This window comes from Stenotrophomonas sp. 28608_Sma (assembly GCF_056486185.1).
In genome coordinates, this window is sequence record NZ_CM151308.1 from 2,298,076 (window position 1) to 2,318,236 (window position 20,161).

General features: G+C 67.3%; 16 protein-coding genes. All 16 read right to left on the reverse strand.

Going from position 1 to position 20,161, the window contains the following annotated elements; all coding sequences use genetic code 11:
• Nucleotides 1–15 precede the first annotated feature (15 nt).
• The gene (locus ACZLHH_RS10750) at nucleotides 16–2,292 is read right to left on the reverse strand and encodes a methyl-accepting chemotaxis protein (RefSeq protein ID WP_180844036.1); all 2,277 of its coding nucleotides are present in this window, start codon (nucleotides 2,290–2,292) and stop codon (nucleotides 16–18) included.
• An 890-nt stretch (nucleotides 2,293–3,182) separates the two neighbouring features.
• Nucleotides 3,183–5,561 (reverse strand): methyl-accepting chemotaxis protein, encoded by a 2,379-nt coding sequence (locus ACZLHH_RS10755; RefSeq protein ID WP_132810048.1) that lies wholly within the window; start codon nucleotides 5,559–5,561, stop codon nucleotides 3,183–3,185.
• Nucleotides 5,562–5,662: 101 nt separating this feature from the next.
• On the reverse strand, nucleotides 5,663–6,046 hold the full coding sequence (locus ACZLHH_RS10760) for a hypothetical protein (protein ID WP_107432923.1): 384 nt from the start codon (nucleotides 6,044–6,046) through the stop codon (nucleotides 5,663–5,665).
• Nucleotides 6,047–6,182: 136 nt separating this feature from the next.
• Complete coding sequence (locus tag ACZLHH_RS10765) at nucleotides 6,183–6,674, reverse strand: chemotaxis protein CheW (RefSeq protein WP_049401162.1); 492 nt, start codon at nucleotides 6,672–6,674, stop codon at nucleotides 6,183–6,185.
• 243 nt (nucleotides 6,675–6,917) lie between these two features.
• Nucleotides 6,918–7,691, reverse strand: a complete 774-nt coding sequence (locus tag ACZLHH_RS10770; RefSeq protein WP_049401200.1) for a flagellar brake protein — start codon at nucleotides 7,689–7,691, stop codon at nucleotides 6,918–6,920.
• A gap of 158 nt (nucleotides 7,692–7,849) precedes the next feature.
• Nucleotides 7,850–10,099, reverse strand: a complete 2,250-nt coding sequence (locus tag ACZLHH_RS10775) for a methyl-accepting chemotaxis protein (RefSeq protein WP_180844035.1) — start codon at nucleotides 10,097–10,099, stop codon at nucleotides 7,850–7,852.
• Between the two features lie 352 nt (nucleotides 10,100–10,451).
• Nucleotides 10,452–12,440, reverse strand: a complete 1,989-nt coding sequence (locus tag ACZLHH_RS10780; RefSeq protein WP_032129224.1) for a chemotaxis protein CheA — start codon at nucleotides 12,438–12,440, stop codon at nucleotides 10,452–10,454.
• Between the two features lie 45 nt (nucleotides 12,441–12,485).
• Nucleotides 12,486–12,851: a response regulator gene (locus ACZLHH_RS10785; RefSeq protein ID WP_005409521.1), complete on the reverse strand. Its 366-nt coding sequence runs from the start codon at nucleotides 12,849–12,851 to the stop codon at nucleotides 12,486–12,488.
• Entirely contained in the window at nucleotides 12,848–13,156 is a 309-nt protein-coding gene (locus tag ACZLHH_RS10790) for an STAS domain-containing protein (RefSeq protein ID WP_014037092.1), read from the reverse strand. Before ACZLHH_RS10790 ends, ACZLHH_RS10785 begins: the two co-directional genes overlap by 4 nt.
• Before the next feature lie 286 nt (nucleotides 13,157–13,442).
• Nucleotides 13,443–14,645: a chemotaxis protein CheW gene (locus ACZLHH_RS10795; RefSeq protein WP_032129223.1), complete on the reverse strand. Its 1,203-nt coding sequence runs from the start codon at nucleotides 14,643–14,645 to the stop codon at nucleotides 13,443–13,445.
• A complete protein-coding gene (locus tag ACZLHH_RS10800; RefSeq protein ID WP_005413243.1) occupies nucleotides 14,642–15,424 on the reverse strand; it encodes a ParA family protein in 783 nt (260 codons plus the stop codon). Before ACZLHH_RS10800 ends, ACZLHH_RS10795 begins: the two co-directional genes overlap by 4 nt.
• Nucleotides 15,425–15,428: 4 nt before the next feature.
• Nucleotides 15,429–16,445, reverse strand: coding sequence for a flagellar motor protein MotD (gene motD, locus ACZLHH_RS10805; protein WP_032129222.1), 1,017 nt, complete (start codon nucleotides 16,443–16,445; stop codon nucleotides 15,429–15,431).
• Nucleotide 16,446: 1 nt separating this feature from the next.
• Nucleotides 16,447–17,187, reverse strand: a complete 741-nt coding sequence (locus ACZLHH_RS10810; RefSeq protein WP_010482457.1) for a flagellar motor protein — start codon at nucleotides 17,185–17,187, stop codon at nucleotides 16,447–16,449.
• Between the two features lie 101 nt (nucleotides 17,188–17,288).
• Entirely contained in the window at nucleotides 17,289–19,121 is a 1,833-nt protein-coding gene (locus ACZLHH_RS10815) for a chemotaxis protein CheA (protein WP_132810051.1), read from the reverse strand.
• Between the two features lie 2 nt (nucleotides 19,122–19,123).
• The gene (locus tag ACZLHH_RS10820) at nucleotides 19,124–19,729 is read right to left on the reverse strand and encodes a protein phosphatase CheZ (protein WP_006442968.1); all 606 of its coding nucleotides are present in this window, start codon (nucleotides 19,727–19,729) and stop codon (nucleotides 19,124–19,126) included.
• Nucleotides 19,729–20,121 carry a chemotaxis response regulator CheY gene (cheY, locus tag ACZLHH_RS10825; protein ID WP_006365466.1) on the reverse strand — a complete coding sequence of 131 codons (393 nt, stop codon included), beginning with the start codon at nucleotides 20,119–20,121 and terminating at the stop codon, nucleotides 19,729–19,731. The genes ACZLHH_RS10820 and cheY overlap by 1 nt, the downstream gene beginning before the upstream one ends.
• Nucleotides 20,122–20,161 lie beyond the last annotated feature (40 nt).

Consider the following 20,161-nt stretch of genomic DNA (forward strand, 5'->3'; position numbering starts at 1 on the left):
CGCCGCGGGTGGGTCTCAGAATTCCTGCCAGTCGCTGTCGCTGGCGACGAAGGTGCTGGCGTTGCTGCCGGTGCGGCGAACCGGTGCTGGCGTCGGAGCCGGCCGCGGACGCGCCACGGCGGCGGCAACATGCACCGGCTCGACACGCGCGGCCACTGCCTTCATCGCGGCCGAGACCTGGTTGTCCAGGCGGAAGATCGCCACGGCGTCGGCCAGCTGGCCAGCCTGTTCTTCCATCGCACGTGCGGCGGCGGTGGCTTCTTCCACCAGCGCAGCATTCTGCTGGGTGGTTTCGTCCATCTGCACCACGGTCTGGTTGACCTGCTCGATGCCAGCCGACTGCTCCTGCGAAGCCGCGGAGATCTCGGCCATGATGTCGGTCACGCGCTGCACCGAGGCGACGATCTCGCCCATGGTGCTGCCGGCCTGGTGCACCAGGCTGGAGCCTTCGGCGACCTTGCCGACCGAATCATCGATCAGGCCCTTGATCTCCTTGGCCGCGGCGGCCGAGCGCTGGGCGAGGGTACGCACTTCGCTGGCGACCACGGCGAAGCCACGGCCCTGTTCGCCGGCACGTGCGGCTTCCACTGCGGCGTTCAGCGCCAGGATGTTGGTCTGGAAGGCGATGCCGTCGATGACCGAGATGATCTCGGCGATCTTCTTCGACGAGGCTTCGATGGCCGACATGGTGTTGACCACCTGGCCGACCACGCTGCCGCCTTGAGAAGCAACACCCTGCGCGCCGATCGCCAGCTGATTGGCCTGGCGGGCGTGCTCGGCGTTCTGGCGCACGGTGGAGGTCAGTTCCTCCATCGACGCGGCGGTTTCTTCCAGATTGGCGGCCTGCTGCTCGGTACGGCGCGATAGATCGCTGTTGCCCGACGCGATCTCGCCGGCGGCGAGGGTGATGCTGGACGCGCTGGCCTGGATCTGGCCGACGATCTGGGTCAGCTGGGTGACGGTGGTGTTGGCGTCGTCCCGCATGCGTGCGAACACGCCCTGGTAGTCGCCGTGCATGCGCGCGGTCAGGTCGCCTTCGGCGATGGCCGACAGCAGCTGCGAGAGCTTGCCGAGGTTGTCATCGCTGACCGCCATCATCGCGTTGAGGTTTTCCAGCATCAGGCGGAAATCGTGATCGAAGCGCTGCGCGTCGCCACGGCGGCTGAAGTCGCCTGCGGCGGCGGCACTGGCCAGCTGCTTGATCTCGGCGTTGATGCGGCCGAGGTTGGCCTTGACCGTGTCGACGGTGGTGGTCATCGCGGCCTTCTCGCCGGGGTAGCGCGCGACGTCGCGGCTCAGATCGCCCACCGCGTACTGCTGCACCACGTCCAGCACATCGTGCAGGGTCTGCACGTGGCCGCCGACCAGGGCATTGGTTTCCTGCACCATCAGCCCGTACTCGCCGGGGAAGGCGCTGGCATCGATGCGGTAGCTCAGTTCGCCGCCGTCGTGGCGACGCGCCATCTCGCGCTGGCCGCTGATCACCGCGTGCAGCTGCTGCTGCATGCCCGACATGGCGTCCAGCAGGCGGCCGGTCTCGTCATGCGGCTGCGGGCCGATGTGGCTGTCCAGCCTGCCGCGGGCGATACCCTCGGCGACGGCCGTTGCCTGCTTCAGCGGTACGGCGATGCGGTTGCCGATGAGCCAGCTCAGGGCCAGCACGATCAGTACCAGCACGCCACCGGAGACGGCCATGATGGCGGTGAACACCAGTGCCTGCTTCTGCACGTCGTCCATGTAGACGCCACTGCTGACCACCCAGTTCCAGGGCGCGAACAGGCCGGCGTAAGCCACCTTCTCGACCTCGCCCTTGCTGCCGGGCTTGGCCCAGCGGTAGTTGACGAAGCCGCCACCGGCCTTGGCTGCTTCCACCTGGTCGTAGTAGATGCGCACGCCGTCGTCGGTGCGGAAGTCCTTCATGTCCTTGCCGACCAGGTCCTTGCGGAACGGGTGCATCAGCAGGCGGTAGCCGGTGTCGTAGATGTTGAAGTAGTAGGCATCGTTATCGGCGCGCATCACTTCCAGCGCCTGCAGGGCGGCGGCCTTGGCAGCGTCCTCGCTGAGCTCGCCGGTACCGGCCAGGCGATGGTAGTGCTGGAGGATGCCGTAGCTGAGTTCGACCTGGGTCTTCAGCGCAGTCTTGCGGGTCTCGGTCAGGTCGAGGTACTGCATGCGGGCGGCGATCACCGAGAGCGCGATCACGCCAAGCGCGATGAGCAGCGTCAGCAGGTTGAGCTTGCGCCGGACGGAGAGGTTGCTGAAGTAGTGTTGCCAGCGATGCATGAGATTCATCGAGCAGGACCAGGTCGAAGCGGGCGGGCGGCGCCGTGCCGGTCACGGCGGGACAAGCGGTGACAACCCCGTTATCGGCCGCGCGGGCGGGGGATTGAGGTGCGGTGTCCGAACGTATTCAGGTTTCCTTGCAGCGGCGGCTGCGGCGCTGCCTGCGGCAGGCTTTTGAAGCAACAGCAACAGCAACAGCGGTTGGTCGGCTCTGAATTTTCAGTGGGAGGCTGGGTCGGGGTGGGCTGGCGGGACACGCCGTAAACCCCGCTCCGCGGTCCGGCCCAGCCGCTGGCGGCTGGGCGTTCGGGCGCTTGCGAAGCAGTGCTTCGCAAGCAAAGCGCCCTCACCCTTGGGGGCTCGATGGCGCCATCCATGGCGCCAACGGTCCCGCCAGCCCACCCCGACCCAGCCCTCTCGGCATTCCTGTGACGGACGGCAAGAGCGTTGGGTTTCCAACTGGGAAGAGGGGGCAGATCCGTTTTCCTGCGGAAAGCGAATCTGAACCCGGAAGCGGTGCTGTTGCTCTTGCTCTTGCTCTTCTTTCTTCAATCCGGGGTGGACGCGCACGGAAACTGTCCGTGGCCGGGAGGGTGGGCTGCGCAGGGGCGTGAGCCGCATGGGCCCGAGGCATGCCTCGGGCGGGTTGGGCAGGACGCCCAACCCTGGCCTTGCCGTGCGTGCAGGACTGCGCGCACGAGCAAGCGGCGACCGAGCTTACATGGACGTACTTGCAGCGGCCCCTGCGCAGCCCACCCTCCCGGCCAACCCTCAGTAGCCACGCGCCTACCGCGACCACCCCGAGGGGCTTCGCCGTTGGCTGGATATCCAGATACCCCGTAAACAAAAACGCCCCAGCGCAGGGCCAGGGCGTTCTCGTACGTCAGGTCAGGCAGGCATCAGAACTCCTGCCAGTCTCCGTCGGCCAGTTCGGTGGCCATGGGGCGACCACCGGCGATGCGGCGGGCCGGCGAGGCGACCGGGGCCGGTGCGGCCGGTGCGGCAGCACGCGGGGCCGGGGCAGCGGCGATGCGTGGGGCAACCACGGTCTCGGCTTCATCCACCACGAAGATCGACACGGCCTCGCTGAGGTGACCGGCCTGTTCTTCCATTGCGCGTGCGGCGGCGGTGGCTTCTTCCACCAGCGCGGCGTTCTGCTGGGTGGTTTCGTCCATCTGCACCACGGTCTGGTTGACCTGCTCGATGCCAGCACTCTGTTCCTGCGAAGCCGCGGAGATCTCGGCCATGATGTCGGTCACGCGCTGCACCGAGGCGACAATCTCGCCCATGGTCGCGCCGGCCTTGTGCACCAGCGCAGAGCCGTCGTTGACCTTGCCGACGGAGTCGTCGATCAGGCCCTTGATCTCCTTGGCTGCCGCTGCCGAGCGCTGGGCGAGGGTACGCACTTCGCTGGCGACCACGGCGAAGCCACGGCCCTGTTCGCCGGCGCGTGCGGCTTCCACCGCGGCATTCAGCGCCAGGATGTTGGTCTGGAAGGCGATGCCGTCGATGACCGAGATGATCTCGGCGATCTTCTTCGACGAGGCTTCGATGGCCGACATGGTGGTGACCACCTGGCCGACCACTTCACCGCCCTGCGAGGCGACGCCATGCGCGCCGATGGCGAGCTGGTTGGCCTGGCGGGCATGTTCGGCGTTCTGGCGCACGGTGGAGGTCAGCTCCTCCATCGAGGCGGCGGTTTCTTCCAGGTTGGCAGCCTGCTGCTCGGTGCGGCGCGACAGGTCACTGTTGCCCGAGGCGATCTCGCCGGCGGCCGAGCTGATCGCGCGGCTGGACTGCTTGATGCGGGTGACGATCTCGCTCAGCTGCGCGGCGGTCGCGTTGGCGTCGTCTCGCATACGGGCGAACACGCCCTGGTAGTCACCGTGCATGCGCACGGTCAGGTCACCCTGCGACAGTGCGGCAAGCAGGCCGGAGATCTGTTCGATGCTGCCGGCGTTGGCATCCAGCAGGCCGTTGATCTGCTGGGCCAGCTGCAGGAAGAAGCCTTCCTTGTCGGTGGCATCGATGCGGCCGGACAGGTCGCCGGCAGCGGCCTGGGCGATCACGCGGGCCACTTCGGCTTCCACCTGCGCTTCCTGGGTGCGGTCGCGCCATTCCACCACGTAGCCGACGGTGTCGCCGCCTTCATTGCGGATGGTGGAAACCACCTGGGCGAACTGGGCATCGCCGTACTGCATCGGGCGACGGGCGACGCCGTGTGCCTTCAGGTTGCCCAGCAGGGTCTGGTCCATCTCGCCGCGATGCTCCAGCACGGTGACCGGCTTGCCGATCAGCGAGGCCTGCGCGTCGAAGTCCGGCAGGTCGCGGCGCACGTCGTCCTGGTACTGGCTCAGGGTCTGCTGCAGGGCGCGATTGGTGTAGACGATGGTATTGCTGGTGTCGGTCAGGTACACGCCGGTGGAGCTGTAGTCCAGCGCGGTGCGGATGCGCAGGTTCTCGCGGGCGACGGCCTGGTCGGTTTCGGTGCGCTCGCGCAGGTCGCGCTGCATGCGCTGCATCGCCTGCATCAGTTCGCCCACTTCGTCCTGGCGGCTGACGTCGATGTGGCCATCGAGCTTGCCGCCGGCCACATCGTTGGCAACCGAGACGGCGCCGCGCACGCTGCCGACCAGGGCACGGGCAAACAGCCAGACCAGCACCAGGCCGAGTGCGGCGCCGCCCAGCAGGGCGATCACGGTCAGCACGGCCGAGGCGGAGTAGGTGGATTCGGCCTCTTCGCGCGAGGCGCGGGCGAGGCGGTTGTCTTCGGCGATCAGCGCTTCCAGCGCCGACGCGGCCTTGCGGTGCTTGGTGCGGGTCTCGCCGACGAAGGTATCGATGGCGTCGTCCGGCAGGTCCAGTTCCAGCATCTCGGTGACGCTGTCATAGGAGGCCAGGGCATCCTTCCACTCCTTGGCGAAGGTGTCGAACAGCTTCTTCTGCTGTGCGTTGTCGACCAGCTTCGGATAGTCCTTGATCGACTTGTCCATGCTGGTACGCAGCTCGACGGTCTGCTTGCGTGCATCAGCCTTGACGTCGTCACTGGCGCGGATCAGCTGCTGGTAGGCGGCGTTGCGGTATTCACCCAGCATGCCGCGCATCTCGCCGGCCATGCGGATGCTCTCCATGCGAGAACCCGCCAGCTCGGTGGTGACGTTGTTCAGCGAGTGCAGGCCGCGATAGGCGACGATACCCTGCAGCAGCATCACCAGCAGGAGGACACCGAAGGTCAGCAGCAGCTTCGGCATCAGTTTCAGGTTGTTGATCCACGGCATGGGCGTTGCGAGCTCCTAAGGCAGACGCGCCCGGGCATCGGGCCCGGTTGCAGCAGAAACCACGCCGGCACCAGGTCCGGCGTGGTTCGACGGACAGCGGATTACTTGATGTTGGCCAGCTTCAGGCCGGCCGGCGAGCTGACTTCGATTTCCGCGCGCGAGGCGTCGCGCTGGATCTTTCCGATCACGCAGACGGTCTTGCCTTCCAGGGTTTCCAGCGGGAAGGAGAACTTGCCGCGGTTCTCGCCAGCGATGCGGGCCGAGAAGGTGTGGCGCGGGAAGGCGCCGCCCATGTACAGGAAGGTCGGCTGGCCTTCGGAACCTTCTGCGTAGCGGGCCTTCTCGACCTTGCCGCAGACCATGCCGTCCTTGCCGACCGAGCGCGGTGCCAGTTCTGGCGGGATCATGTCGGCCGACTGGGCGAACGCGGCGGAAGCAGTGGTGGCCAGGACAGCGGCCGAAACGAACGCAAACAGGGACTTCATCGAGGTGTATCTCCGGGGATGGTGATGGTCGTTCCGGTCCTGCGCGCTCCTGCGCGACCGGCTTCTGTCCCCCTATCGGCACTGCCGGAGGGAACTGAAGGGGTTTGTGACCAGAACGTGAAGCAGGTCCGTTCGATCAGGCAGCGGCGTCTTCAACGACGCTGGCCTGGCCCATGTCGGCGCTGTCCAGCAGGGTCTCGATGTCGAGCAGGATCAGCATGCGGTCGTCCTGCGTGCCGATGCCGGAGATGAAGCGGGTATCGACGGCGGCGCCGAATTCCGGGGTCGGGCGGATCTGCTCGGCCGACAGCGGGATCACGTCCGAGACGCTGTCGACGACGATGCCGACCACGCGGTCGTCGACGTTCAGCACGATCATCACGGTGAAGGCGTCGTAGCGGGCATCGTCCAGGCGCAGCTTCAGGCGCAGGTCGATCACCGGGACGATGGTGCCGCGCAGGTTGATCACGCCCTTGATGTAGTCCGGTGCATCCGGGACCCGGGTCACCGCGTCATAGCCGCGGATTTCCTGGACCTTGAGGATGTCCACGCCGTAGTGCTCGGCACCGAGGGTGAAGCTGAGGAATTCGCCACCGGCGCTGGCGGCGGAGCTGGTCTTGTCGTTCATCGAGGGGTCCTGGTTCTGCCGGAAGTCCCGGTGTCAGGCTCGATATCGGCCCCTCGTCGGGGGACTTTAGGTGCCGGGGGAAGGCATCCACGCATGGCGTGGATCTACCGGGGAAGATGGGGTCATCCACGCATGGCGTGGATCTACACGGGAAGCGGTAGTGCCGGCCGCTGGCCGGCAACCTGGCAACAATGTGGATACGGCCATTGCCGGCCAGCGGCCAGCACTACCGGTCGGGAGGCCTTACAGCTCGCCGTTGCGGCGCGCCTTGCGCTGGCGGTCGATGCGGAAGATGTAGCGCTGGATGGCACTGTCGGCGCCACGCGGCAGGATGTCGAAGCGCATGCCCACGCGCTTGATCTCGATGCCATTGGGTTGGCGCTGCGGCAGCAGGTTGCAGACGACCAGCTCGATCTCCAGGTCGGGGCCGTCGGGCAAAGACAGCATCGCCGGGTAGCGCTTCTGCAGGCTGAACACCGCGCAGTCGGTAGGTACGGCCACCGCCAGGCCGCCGCCACTGATGTCCACCACCCGCATCGACAGCGCTTCGGCACGGCTCTCGCCGGCGGGGATCAGCAGTTGGGGCGAATCGGTGACTGGCGTCTCCAGCCGGTACATCTCACGTCGTTGCAGGTGGACCAGTTCAATCGGCAGAGGGGCGCGGAAGGCGACGTGGCCGTCGTTGTCCACACGTTGCAGTGCCTGCAGGCGGAACCGCACCAGCACGCGTTCGAGCTGGGCAAAGCACAGCAGATGGTCGGCCTGTTCGGCGGCGCGGTTGGACGCCTCCTGCGGGCTGCCATCGAGCAGCAGGGTGTCGTCGTCCTCGTCGAGCTCAAGCAGCGCGGTCGGGAACGAGCGGTCGCGGCCGTCGATATGCGCATTGATCAGTGATCGCTGGTCGATCAGCGATCGCAACAGCTGCCGCAGCTGGCGCGGATTACGAACCAGGAAACGTTCGTCAGCGGCATCAGCCGCGTGGACATCATGCACTGCAGTGTCGTTGCCGTCGGACATGGAATCTACGGTCAGGGGCGGGCGCCAGCACGCGTTGGCGCGAGGCTCGATGGGGATATCGGCCACTGTGCCCGATTATGAAGTGAGAATTGCATCACTTTCCATGCGTGAGGGGTCAGATCCCTTTCCCGAAGGAAAGGGATCCGACCCCGGGTACATCAGAACTCCTGCCAGTCGCCGTCTGCGGCCAGCGCCGGCTGGGCCGTCGCCGTGCGCAGCGTACGCGCCGGGACCGGCTTTGCGGCCGGTGCGGCGGCTGCGACCTGGCGCGGTACCGGTGCCGCCAGTGGGCGTGCCGGGATGGCCGTCGTGCCCTGTGATGCCAGCCGGAAGCGGGCCACGGCTTCACCGAGCTGCACGGCCTGGTCTTCCATTGCACGTGCGGCAGCGGTGGCTTCTTCCACCAGCGCAGCATTCTGCTGGGTGGTCTCGTCCATCTGCACCACGGTCTGGTTGACCTGCTCGATGCCGGCACTCTGTTCCTGCGACGCTGCGGAGATCTCGGCCATGATGTCGGTCACGCGCTGCACCGAGGCGACGATCTCGCCCATGGTGCTGCCGGCCTGGTGCACCAGGCTGGAGCCTTCGGCGACCTTGCCGACCGAATCATCAATCAGGCCCTTGATCTCCTTGGCGGCAGCGGCCGAGCGCTGGGCGAGGGTGCGCACTTCGCTGGCGACCACGGCGAAGCCACGGCCCTGTTCACCTGCGCGGGCAGCTTCCACTGCGGCATTCAACGCCAGGATGTTGGTCTGGAAGGCGATGCCGTCGATGACCGAGATGATCTCGGCGATCTTCTTCGACGAGGCTTCGATGGCCGACATGGTGGTGACCACCTGGCCGACCACTTCACCGCCCTGCGAGGCGACGCCATGTGCGCCGATGGCGAGCTGGTTGGCCTGGCGGGCGTGCTCGGCGTTCTGGCGCACGGTGGAGGTCAGCTCCTCCATCGACGCGGCGGTTTCTTCCAGATTGGCGGCCTGCTGCTCGGTGCGGCGCGACAGATCGCTGTTGCCCGACGCGATCTCGCCAGCGGCGAGGGTGATGCTGGACGCGCTGGCCTGGATCTGGCCGACGATCTGGGTCAGCTGGGTGACGGTGGTGTTGGCGTCGTCACGCATGCGTGCGAACACGCCGTTGAACTGGCCGTCCATGCGCGCGGTCAGGTCGCCGGCGGCGATCGACTGCAGCAGCTGCGAGAGCTGGCCGAGGTTGCCGTCGGCGACCTGCATCATGCTGTTGAGCTGCTCGATCATCACGCGGAAATCGTGATTGAAACGCTGCGCATCACCGCGCTGGCTGAAGTCGCCGGCGGCAGCCGCCGAGGCCAGCTGCTGGATCTGCGTGTTGATGGCCAGCAGGCTGGCCTTGGCCGCATCCATCGACTCGTGCAGGATCGCGCGGCTGCCGGGCAGGCGGCGTGCGTCCGGGGTGAGGTTGCCGGTGGCGTACTGGTTGAGCACGTCGATGGCATCGCGGATCGCGTCGAGATGTTCGAAAATGACCGTGTTGATACCGCTGGCCAGCTGCCCATAGACGCCCGGGAAGTCTTCCGGAATGCGATGGCTGATGTCCGGACCGGCGTGCATCTGCGCCATCAACTGGGTCTGCTCGGAGAAGCGGCGCAGCATCGCGGTCATTTCGGTGGTGGCGGCCAGCATCTTGCCGGCTTCGTCCTTGCTGGTGGCCTGGGTGCTGACGCTGAGATCGCCACGGGCAACGGCCTGGATGGCATGCACGGCCTTGCCGAGCGGGCCGGTGACGGCGCGCGAGATGACCGTTGCCAGGGTTGCGGCGACCACAACCAGCAATACTACGGCGGCAATGATCGCCAGCATGCTGTTGCGGTGGGTGGCGTTGGCGTTGTTGATCTTGTCCTGCATCAGCGAGCTGCTGTACGCGCCCAGTGCCTTGAGGTCTTCAAAGGCTTTGCGGCGCAGCGGGCGCGACTGGTCGTCGGAGATCTGCCGTGCGACGACGCCATCGCCGGCGGTGGCCGCTTCGCGCAGCTTGGCATTGGCTGCGAAGTAGCCATCGACGTCGGCCTGCACGGCGCGGTAGAGCTCGCGCTCCTTGGCGCCGGCCGGCAGCTTGGCGTACGCGGCCAGCTGTTCGCGCACGACGGCGGCGGTGTCGTCCATGCGCTTGTTGTAGTCGGCCACCTTCTCGGGCTGGTCCAGCATGCTCAGCTGGGCCAGCTCATAGGTGCGGAACTCACCCAGCTGCGAGCGCACTTCGCCGAGGTACTGCACGGACGGAATATCGTTGGAGGCCATCGCGCTCAACTGCGCGTTGGCCTCGGACAGGCGGACCAGAGCGAAAGCGCCCAGTACGACGGTCATCAGGGTGGTGAGGGTGAACCCCACGGCCAGCTTGCGGGCGATGGGCAGATCGTGGAACCACTTCATGCAGGGTGCTCCAGGTGGGCAGGGCGCCGGCGTCGTTGCGTCGGCTGGGGGTGGTTGCAGAGCGAACGGTGGTGCCCGGTGGGGGTTCGGTGACGGCCGTCAAAGCGAAATAGCGGCGCAGTTCGGATGGACTTTATGGACGCAGATCACATTCGGTTGCGTAGGGACGGCGGCGCGAAAGTGGTGCCATGACAGGGCTTTCGCTTGAGCGGCAAGGTTGCGCCCGAAACCTTCGTGCAGATGGAGTTCACGGTATGCCTGGCGAAGCGAGCGCGGTCAGATCGTGGCCGTGCGCGCAAACGAAAACCGCCGCCCCGAAGGGCGGCGGCTCAGTGCACGCATGCAACGTAGATCAGGCGGCCTGCGGCATCCGCAGCGAGCGCACCAGACCGCCGATGTCGACGATCAGGGCCACGCGGCCATCGCCAAGGATGGTGGCACCGGATACCCCGCCGATGCGGCGGTAGTTGTTCTCGATGTTCTTCACCACCACCTGCTGCTGGCCGACCAGCTCGTCCACTTCCAGCGCAATCTTCTGGCCATCACCTTCAACCACCACCACCAGCGATTCGCTGCCCGGTGCGCGGTTGCCGTAGCCGTAGTACTCGCTCAGCGACAGGATCGGCAGATACTCGCCACGCACGCGCAGCACGCGGCCTTCGCCGGCCATGCTGCGGATGTCCTCGGCCTGCGGCTGCAGGGCCTCAAGCACATAAGCCAGCGGCAGGATCAGGGTTTCACCGGCCACCGCCACGGTCATGCCGTCGAGAATGGCCAGGGTCAGCGGCAGGCGGATCAGCGTGCGGGTGCCAGCGCCGAGGCTGCTTTCGATCTGGACCTCGCCCCCCAGCGCCTGGATGTTGCGGCGGACCACGTCCATGCCGACGCCACGGCCGGACAGGTCGGTGACTGCATCGGCGGTGGAGAAACCCGGCTGGAAAATCAGGTCCCAGACCTGCGAATCGGTCGGGTTGTCCGGCACCGCCAGACCGCGTTCGGTGGCCTTGGCCAGGATCTTGGCACGGTCCAGGCCGCGGCCGTCGTCGCTGACTTCGATGACGATATGGCCGCCCTGATGCGAGGCTGCCAGGGTGATCGTGCCGGTCTCGTCCTTGCCCGCACCGCGACGCACGTCCGGCATTTCCAGGCCGTGGTCAATCGAGTTGCGCACCAGGTGCACCAGCGGATCGGCGATCTTTTCGATCAGGCCCTTGTCCAGTTCGGTGCCTTCGCCGACGGTGCGCAGGCGTACCTGCTTGCCGAGGCGGCTGGACAGGTCGCGGACCAGGCGCGGGAAGCGGCGGAACACCGCATCGACCGGCAGCATGCGCACGCCGATCACCGCTTCCTGCAGGTCGCGGGTGTTGCGTTCAAGCTGGTCCAGGCCGGCGAACAGGCTCTCGGCGTGCACCGGGTCCAGCGCGTGCGAGACCTGCTTGAGCATGGCCTGGGTGATGACCAGTTCGCCGACCAGGTTGATCAGCGCATCGACCTTGTCGACGCTGACCCGGATCGAGGTTTCGGCTTCCTGGCCGCCAGCGCTGCTGGCAGCGGCGGCGGGTGCCGCCGGTACAACGGCAGCCGGTGTGGAAGGGGCGGGTGTGGCAGGTGCCTCGGTGGCCAGGCTCGGCGGCGCAGCCGGACGGATGTCCAGTTCGCAGTCGTCCAGCACCCAGGCGAAGGTGTCTTCGATCTTGCTGCGCGGCACCTTGCCGACCAGACCCAGGTCCCACGCCAGGTGGGCCTCGAGCGGGTCGAGCTGGGCGAAGCCGGGCAGGCGTTCCATGCGCGCGGCGACCTGCAGCGAACCCAGGTGCTCAAGTTCGCGGATGATGCGCAGCGGGTCGTTGCCGCTCATGAACAGCGATGGCGCCGGGGTGAAGCCGATCTGCCAGGCTTCCGGCGTATCGTCCACCTTGGCTGCGGCGGCCGCGGGGGCGCTTGCTGCGGCCTCGCCGGAAAGAACCGCCTCCAGGCGCGCCTTCACCGCAGCGACAGCGGCGGGATCGGCAGCCTGGCCGTGTTCGGCTTCGCGCAGCAGTGCGCGCAGCACGTCCACCGAGGACAGCATGGCGTCGACGGCGTGGCCTTCCAGTGCCCGCTTGCCGGCGCGCAGCTCATCGAGCAGCGTCTCCAGCACATGGGTCAGGCCGGCGATCGCGTCGAAGCCGAAGGTGCCGGCGCCGCCCTTGATCGAGTGGGCGGCGCGGAACACCGAATTGATGATCTCCGCGTCCTGCTGCCCCGATTCCAGGGCCAGCAGGCCAGCCTCCATCGCGTCGAGGCCTTCGCGGCTCTCCTCGAAGAAGGTGGCGTGGAAGCGTTGCAGGTCCATGCTCATGGCAGTGGTGGTCCGGAAGCGAAGAAGGGGAGCGGTGACGGGCGATCAGCCCAGCACTTTCTGCACGGTGGCGACCAGCTGTTCCGGATTGAACGGCTTGACCAGCCAGCCGGTGGCGCCGGCGGCCTTGCCTTCGGACTTCTTGTCGGCGGCCGATTCGGTGGTCAGCATCAGCAGCGGCGTGAACTTGTAGTCCGGCAGCTGGCGCAGTTCGCGGATCAGCGCGATGCCGTCCATGTTCGGCATGTTGACGTCGGTGACCACCGCATTGAAGCGCTGGCCCTTGGCGCGACCGAGCGCGACCGCGCCGTCTTCAGCTTCTTCGACGGCAAAACCGGCCGAGGTGAGGGCGAAGGACACCATCTGGCGCATTGACGCCGAATCGTCCACCACCAAGATACGTGCGCTCATGCAGCGTTCTCCACAGATTTCAGGTTGTCATGGGTTACGTCCAGGCCCAGGGCCTGGGTGACGCCCAGCAGGCGCGCGGCGTCACGGAAGGTTGCGGTGCAACCGTGGAAGCCGGTGCCGAGGCCTGCCTCGCGGCGGGCCTGCACGAACGCACACAGCACCTGCACGGCGGCCGTGTGGATGCGGGCGACCTGGCTGGCATCCAGGGTCAGCTCGCCTGCCTGCGCCACCAGCGGGGCGAGGCGGTTCTTGAGCTCGGTGGTGCTCTCGATGCCGAGATCCCCACCCAGTTCGACAGTGCTCATCGTTGCTCCGGACAAACGGTTCCGTGATCCATAACGGCACCCCGGCGGGGTTCTTTAGGGGAATCGACGCGGTGCGTCGATGCGGTCGCTGTTGAAATGGGGACGGAGGGGATTAAGTCGCAACTGGCTCGGCGCTTTGCGCCGATGCGGTGCCTGTCGGGGACGCAAGGCGTTGATCCGTTGGATCAATACCTTACGTCCCCCACTGCGTGGTCGCCGTTGCCGAGGGTGGCTGCGGGAGAGCCTGGTCGATTGCGACTTAATCCCCTCCGTCCCCTTTTTCCGCTCAGCTCAGCAACCGGGTGGCATCCAGCAGGATCATCGGGCGCTGGCTGACCCGGGCGACGCCACGGAACAGGTCGTTGGAGATCTGGCAGATGCGCGCGGTATCGGGTGGTTCGATCTGCGAATCGGTGAGGTTGGCGACATCTTCCACTGCCGACACGCGAAGGCCGATGGTCTCGCCGTCTTCCTCCAGCACCACGATGCGGGTCTGTGAGTCGTCTTCGGCGGCCGCGGCGCCCAGGTGCAGGCCGAGGTCCATCACCGGTACCACCTGGCCACGCAGGTTCATGATGCCCAGCATGGCCGGCGCAGTGCCGCGCAACGGCAGCAGCGGCACCGGCAGCACCACTTCCTGCACCTTCAGCAGTTCCAGTGCATAGGCCTGGGTGCCGCAGCGCAGGCGCAGCCAGCGCGAGGTGCGCTCGCCGGCGCGTCGGTTCTGCGGATGCGGGCTGCTGGCGGGCCGATGTGCCTGTGCCTGCAGCTCCTGCCAGCTGCTCGGGCGGTTGCCTGCTGGCGCGTCCACAGCCACGCGCGGGGGCGGCGCGGCATCGGTGCGTGCAACTGGAGCGGGTGCTGCGACCACGGCCGCTGGTGGCGCAGGAACGTCCTCGCCGCCGGCAGCGGCCTCGAACGCGGCCTCCAGGCCGGGGCTGTCGGTGTGGGCGAGTCGATGGCTGTCGGCCGGATCGGTCTCGTAGATCACTTCGTCCGGCAGGTCGTCCCATGTAGGTTCCGGGCCGGACTTGGCGGTGGCGGGAGCAGGGGCCGTCTCGTGGATCACCTCGTCAGGCAGGTCATCCCAGGTCGGTTCGCGCTCGGGGGCGGCGACAGGCATTGCGGCGGCCTCGAAGGCGGCCTCCAGTGCTGCGTCGTCCTCTGCCGCGGCAGCAGCAACAGTCTCCGTTTCGTAGATCACTTCGGCGGGCAGATCGTCCCAGGTGGGTTCGCGCTCAGCCGTTGCGGCCGCGTCGAAGGCGGCTTCGAGTGCGGCGTTGTCGACGGCAGGCGCAGCGGCGACGGTCTCGGTTTCGTAGATCACCTCGGCCGGCAGGTCATCCCAGGTCGGCTCGCGTTCGGCGTCGGCTGCAATTGCCGGGGACGCTTCGTCGCTCGCCGGCGGCGGTGCAGCCGGTGGTGCCGCGGCGATCGCTTCGCCCAGCAGTTCGTCCAGGTAGTCGTCCAGTACACCGGTGCTGTTCATGCGGCCTGCTCCAGAGCGCGGGCATCCTCGCCGAGGATCCAGTTCAGCGCGCGGCGATAGGCGGCCAGGCCGCGGCCCGGGTAATCCTCACCAACGCTCGGCAGGGTCAGGCCGGCGGCGTTGCTGATGCGGGTGTCGATCGGAATCGCGTCTTCCCACACACGGGTGCCGTGACGATCCTGCATCGTGCGCAGCGACTCGTTGCCGGCGCGGGTGCGGCGGTCGAACAGGGTCGGCAGGATCGAGATCGGCAGCGGGCGGCGGCGCGAGCGTTCGACCATCTCGCCGGTGCGGACCATGCCATCCAGGCCATGCAGGGCCAGCGGCTCGGCCTGGGTGGGGATGATCAGGCGATCGGCTGCGGCCAGCGCATTGATCATCAACAGGCCGAGGGTGGGCGCGCAGTCCAGCAGGATGTAGTCGTGCTGGCCCTGGTGGCGCGCAAGCGCATTCTGCAGTGCCAGGCCAAGGCCGGGCTGGTTGGCGCTGCGGCGTTCCAGCGTGGCCAGCGCGGACTGTGCGCAGACATAGTCCAGGCCATGGATGCTGCTGGCATGGCACAGGCTGGAAAGATCGGCGGGCGGGGCGCCGAACAGCTCCAGCACGCCAGCCGGCGGCGGGTCTACCGGTACGCCGAACGCGCGGCTGAGCGAGGCATGCGGATCGAGGTCGATCAGCAGCACGCGATGGCCAAGTGCGGCCAGTCCGCGGCCGAGGGCGAGGGTGGTGGTGGTCTTGCCGACTCCGCCCTTCTGGTTGGCGACTGCCCAGATGCGCATCGGATTACTCCTTCATTGCCGGGGGAACGGCGGCGCCGACGCGGCTGCCAGCCGGCACCGGCGGCAACTTCACCGGTGCGATGGGGGAGGTGGGGGCGGTAGCCGGAGTTGCCGCGGCTTGTTCGGTATCGGTGTTCCGGGTGGCACCGGTGGCTGCGTTCAGGCGCTGGCCGAGCGGGTCCACCGAGTGCGAGGTGTCGGCCAGGATGATGACCATCACCCGGCGGTTGCGGTTGCGGCCCTGCGCGCTGTCGTTCTCTTCGCGCGGGCGGAACTGGCCGTAGCCGACCATCGCCAGCCGCGACGGCTGCACGCCCTGGTCGGCGAACAGGTGCACCACGCTGGCCGCGCGCCCGGCCGACAGTTCCCAGTTCGACGGGAAGGTGGCGGTGGCGATCGGTACGTTGTCGGTGTGGCCTTCCACGCGCACGCTGTTGGGTACGTCGCGCAGGACCTCGGCCAGGCTGGCCAGGGTCTGCCGCGCATGCACGTCCAGCGCGGCCGAACCGGTGGGGAACAGGATGTCGCTGTTGATCTCGACTTCGATCCACAGCTCGGTGCGGCGAACGCTGATCATGCCGCGGTCGATCAGCGGCGCCAGTGCGGCGGTCAGGCGGTCCGCGATGCTGTTGAGCTGGCGCTCGGCGCGCGCGATCTGCTCCTGGTTGTGCACCGAAACAGGCATGCGCATCTGCGAGGCCATCGACGGCAGCAGGGTCGGGTCGTGCGACGGCGCAGGCGCCGAGGGCCCGATCTTGGTGCCGGACTTGATCACCGAGGGGCTGTCCCAGCCGCCACCCTGCACCTGCTTGTTACCCACCTGTACCGGATTGATGGTGCGCGGCGCGCCCCCGAAGGCATCGGTCAGCGCGTCGGCCATGATCCGGTACTTGCCTTCGTTCACCGAAGAAATCGCGTACATGACCACGAAGAAGGCGAGCAGCAGCGTCATCAGATCGGCATAGGGGATCGCCCATGCTTCGTGGTTGGCGTGCTCTTCGTGGTGCTTGCGGCGGGCCATGTCAGTGCAGGAAGCCGGAGAGGTTGGTTTCGATGTTGCGCGGGTTTTCGCCCTGGGCGATCGAGATCAGGCCTTCGATGACCATTTCGCGGTCGCGGGTGTTGTGCGAGATCACACTCTTGAGCTTGGCGGCCACCGGCAGGAACAGCAGGTTGGCCGAGGCGATACCGTAGATGGTGGCGGTGAACGCGGCGGCGATGCCGTGGCCGAGCTTGCTCGGATCGGCCAGGTTCTTCATCACCGCGATCAGGCCAAGCACGGCACCGATGATGCCCAGCGTCGGTGCATAGATGCCCATCGCTTCGAAGACCTTGGCACCGGCCTGGTCCTGGTGTTCCTGGCTGCCCAGTTCGATTTCCAGCATGTGCCGCATCGATTCGGGTTCGACGCCGTCCACCAGCAGCTGCAGGCCCTTGCGCAGGAACGGGTCCTGCTGTGCTTCCACCTGCGATTCCAGGCCCAGCAGGCCCTGGCGGCGGGCGATGTTGCTCCACTCGACGATCTGCTGGATCAGTTCGCGGCGATCGCTGTGCGGCGGGCGCACGACCCAGCGCACGATCTTGAAGGCATGCTTGAACACCGCCGGCGAGGTGTGCAGCAGGATCGCGGCGACGGTGCCGACGATGACGATCACGAACGCCGCAGGCGACCACAACGACGCCAGGCCGGCGCCCTTGAGGATGCTGCCGCCGACCAGCGAGGCCAGGGCGAGAAAGAGTCCAATGAGGCTGAGTCTATCCATGGTTCCGGTATCGGCGTGTATGAATGGGACTTGAGACACCGGTAGATCGCGTACAGACGGTAGTCACAGTTTTCGGGGCGCCGGGCATGGCCCGGCGGGGTTCATCGCAGCCCGTCCACGTCCAGGATCAGCGCCATGCGACCATCGCCGATCAAGGTTGCACCGGCATAACCGCGCAGGCCGCGCAGCGCTTTCGGCAGCGGCTTGATGACCACTTCCTCACGCCCGCGTACCTGGTCCACGACCAGCCCGAAACGCGCTTCGCCAGCCTGCAGCACCACGATGGTCAGCAGGGGCGAGGCGGCCGGCGTCACATCCAGCCACTGGCGCAGATCGACCAGCGGCAGCGTGTGCGAGCGGCGGTCGAGCACGGCACGGCCATCGAACCAGCCCAGCGAGGTGCGCGGCGCGTGCAGCACTTCCATCACGCGGGCCAGCGGCAGCGCATAGACGTCCTCGCCGGCCTGCACCAGCAGGGTCGGCAGGATCGCCAGGGTCAGCGGCACGCGGATCAGGAAGCGGCTGCCACGGCCCAGTTCCGACTGGATCTGGATCTGGCCGCTCAGTTCGCGGATGCGTGACTGCACCACGTCCATGCCGACGCCACGACCGGAGATGTCGGTGACCTGCTGCTTGGTCGAGAAGCCGGGCAGGAACACCAGGTGCAGGCACTCCTCGCTGCTCAGGCGCGCGGCGGCTTCCGGATCGATCAGGCCCTTCTCGCGCGCCTTGGCACGCAGCTTTTCCGGGTCGATGCCGGCGCCATCGTCCTGCACCTCGATGCTGACGTAGTCGCCTTCCTGCTGTGCGGACAGGCGCACATGGCCCATCCGTGGCTTGCCCTGTGCCTCGCGCAGGTCGGGCATTTCCACGCCATGGTCGATGGCGTTGCGGACCAGGTGCACCAGCGGGTCGGCCAGCGCTTCCACCAGGTTGCGGTCGAGCTCGGTCTCGGCGCCGATCAGTTCCAGGTCCACTTCCTTCTTCAGCGAGCGGGCGACGTCGCGGGCAACCTTGGGGAAGCGCGAGAACACCTTGCCCACCGGCTGCATGCGGGTGCGCATCACTGCCGACTGCAGGCGGGCGGTGGCGATATCCAGAGTGGACACTGCCCGGTCCAGCTCTTCATCGCGCAGGCGCGCACGCAGGGTCTTGAGCCGATTGCGTGACAGCACCAGTTCGCCGATCAGGTTGACGATCGCGTCCAGGCGCTTGGTGTCCACGCGCACGGTATGTTCGGCCTCGGCCAGCGGCTTGGCGGCCGGCTTCGCCACCGGTGCCGGTGCGGCGACCGGGCGCGGCGCTGCGATCGGTGCCGGTGCCACCACGGCCGCAGGCTTGGTGCCCGGTGCCGCGCCACCGTGCAGCTGGTCGAGCAGGGCTTCGAACTCGTCTTCGCTGATCAGTCCGTCGTCGGCCTTCTTCGCTGGCGCGACCGCGGTCGGCGCGTTGCCACCATGCAGCTGGTCGAGCAGCGCCTCGAATTCGTCGTCGGTGATCAGGTCGCTGCCACCCGCGGTGGGTGCTGCTGCGGCGGCGGGTGCAGCCACGGCACCGCCGTGCACGTCGAACTGTGCGATCAGGTCCGGCGGCGCATAGCCCGGCTCGGTGCCGGAGGAAACCGCGTCCAGCATCGACTGCAGGTAGTCCAGCGATTGCTGGGCCGCGTCGAAGTGGTGGGCCTGCAGCACGGCCTGGCCGGCACGTGCGGCGCCCAGCGCCTCTTCAGCGGCATGGCACAGCTCTACCATGGCGGTGACGCCGAGGAAGCCGGCGCCGCCCTTGAGCGTGTGGTAGCCGCGGAACACCGCGTTGAGCTGGTCGCTGTCCTGCGGTGCCTGCTCCAGCGACACCAGCTGTTCGCCGAGGCGATCCAGGATCTCCTGCGCCTCGATGATGAAATCGGCAGTGATGTCGTCGGATACCGCGCTCATGCTTACAGCCCCAGATCCGACAACAGGTCGTCGGCGTCGTTCTGCGAGACCGCGTGGCGGTCCAGTCCCTTCAGTGCCGGCCCGGCCAGTTCCGGGTCGGTGCGATGCTGTTCCGGCGGCAGGCCGAGCGCGCCGAAGCCTTCGTGCACGCGGCGGACGATGCCGACCACGCGACGGATGATCTGCCCGGTCAGGTCCTGGTAGCTCTGGGTCAGGGCGATCTCGGTCAGGTTGTGGCGGATGCGCTCGAGCTGCGCGTCCTGGCCCGGCTGCAGGCCTTCAGCGCGCAGCTGTTCGGTCAGGCTGCGGCATTCCTCGGCCAGGTCCAGGGTGCGGTGCGTCGCCTGTTCGGTCATCGCCACCACGTGGTCCAGTCGCGCGCAGGCGTCGTCCAGTTCGCCGGCTTCGCTCGGCACGGTCGGCAGTTCGCCCAGCGCCTGTCCCAGCTCGCGGGCCAGCCGCGAGAGGCCGCTCATCATCGGCTGCGTGCGCAGCGCGACCAGCCCATCGATGCGCTGCCGCCAGGCGGCCTCGTCACCGGACTCGAGTGCGTCCAGAGCCTCCTGCAGGCGCAGGGCGAGGGCGTTCTTGTCGACCGTGGTATCCATCAGGCGCTGGCCGCCAGGCGTTCGAAGATCTTGCCGAGCTTCTCTTCCAGCGTCTGCGCGGTGAACGGCTTGATGATGTAGCCGTTCACGCCGCTCTGGGCGGCTTCGATGATCTGCTCGCGCTTGGCTTCTGCCGTGACCATCAGCACCGGCAGGGTCTTCAGCTTGGCATCGGCACGGATGGCCTTGAGCAGCTCGATGCCGGTCATCACCGGCATGTTCCAGTCGGTGACCACGAAATCGAACGGCTGGCTCTGCAGCAGCGACAGCGCGGCATGCCCGTCCTCGGCTTCGGCGGTATTGGTGAAGCCCAGATCGCCCAGCAGGTTCTTGACGATTCGACGCATGGTCGAGAAGTCGTCGACGATCAGGATGCGCATGTTCTTGTTCAAAGCAGAATTCCTTTGTTGTTCATTCCGGACGGCCGGGGGC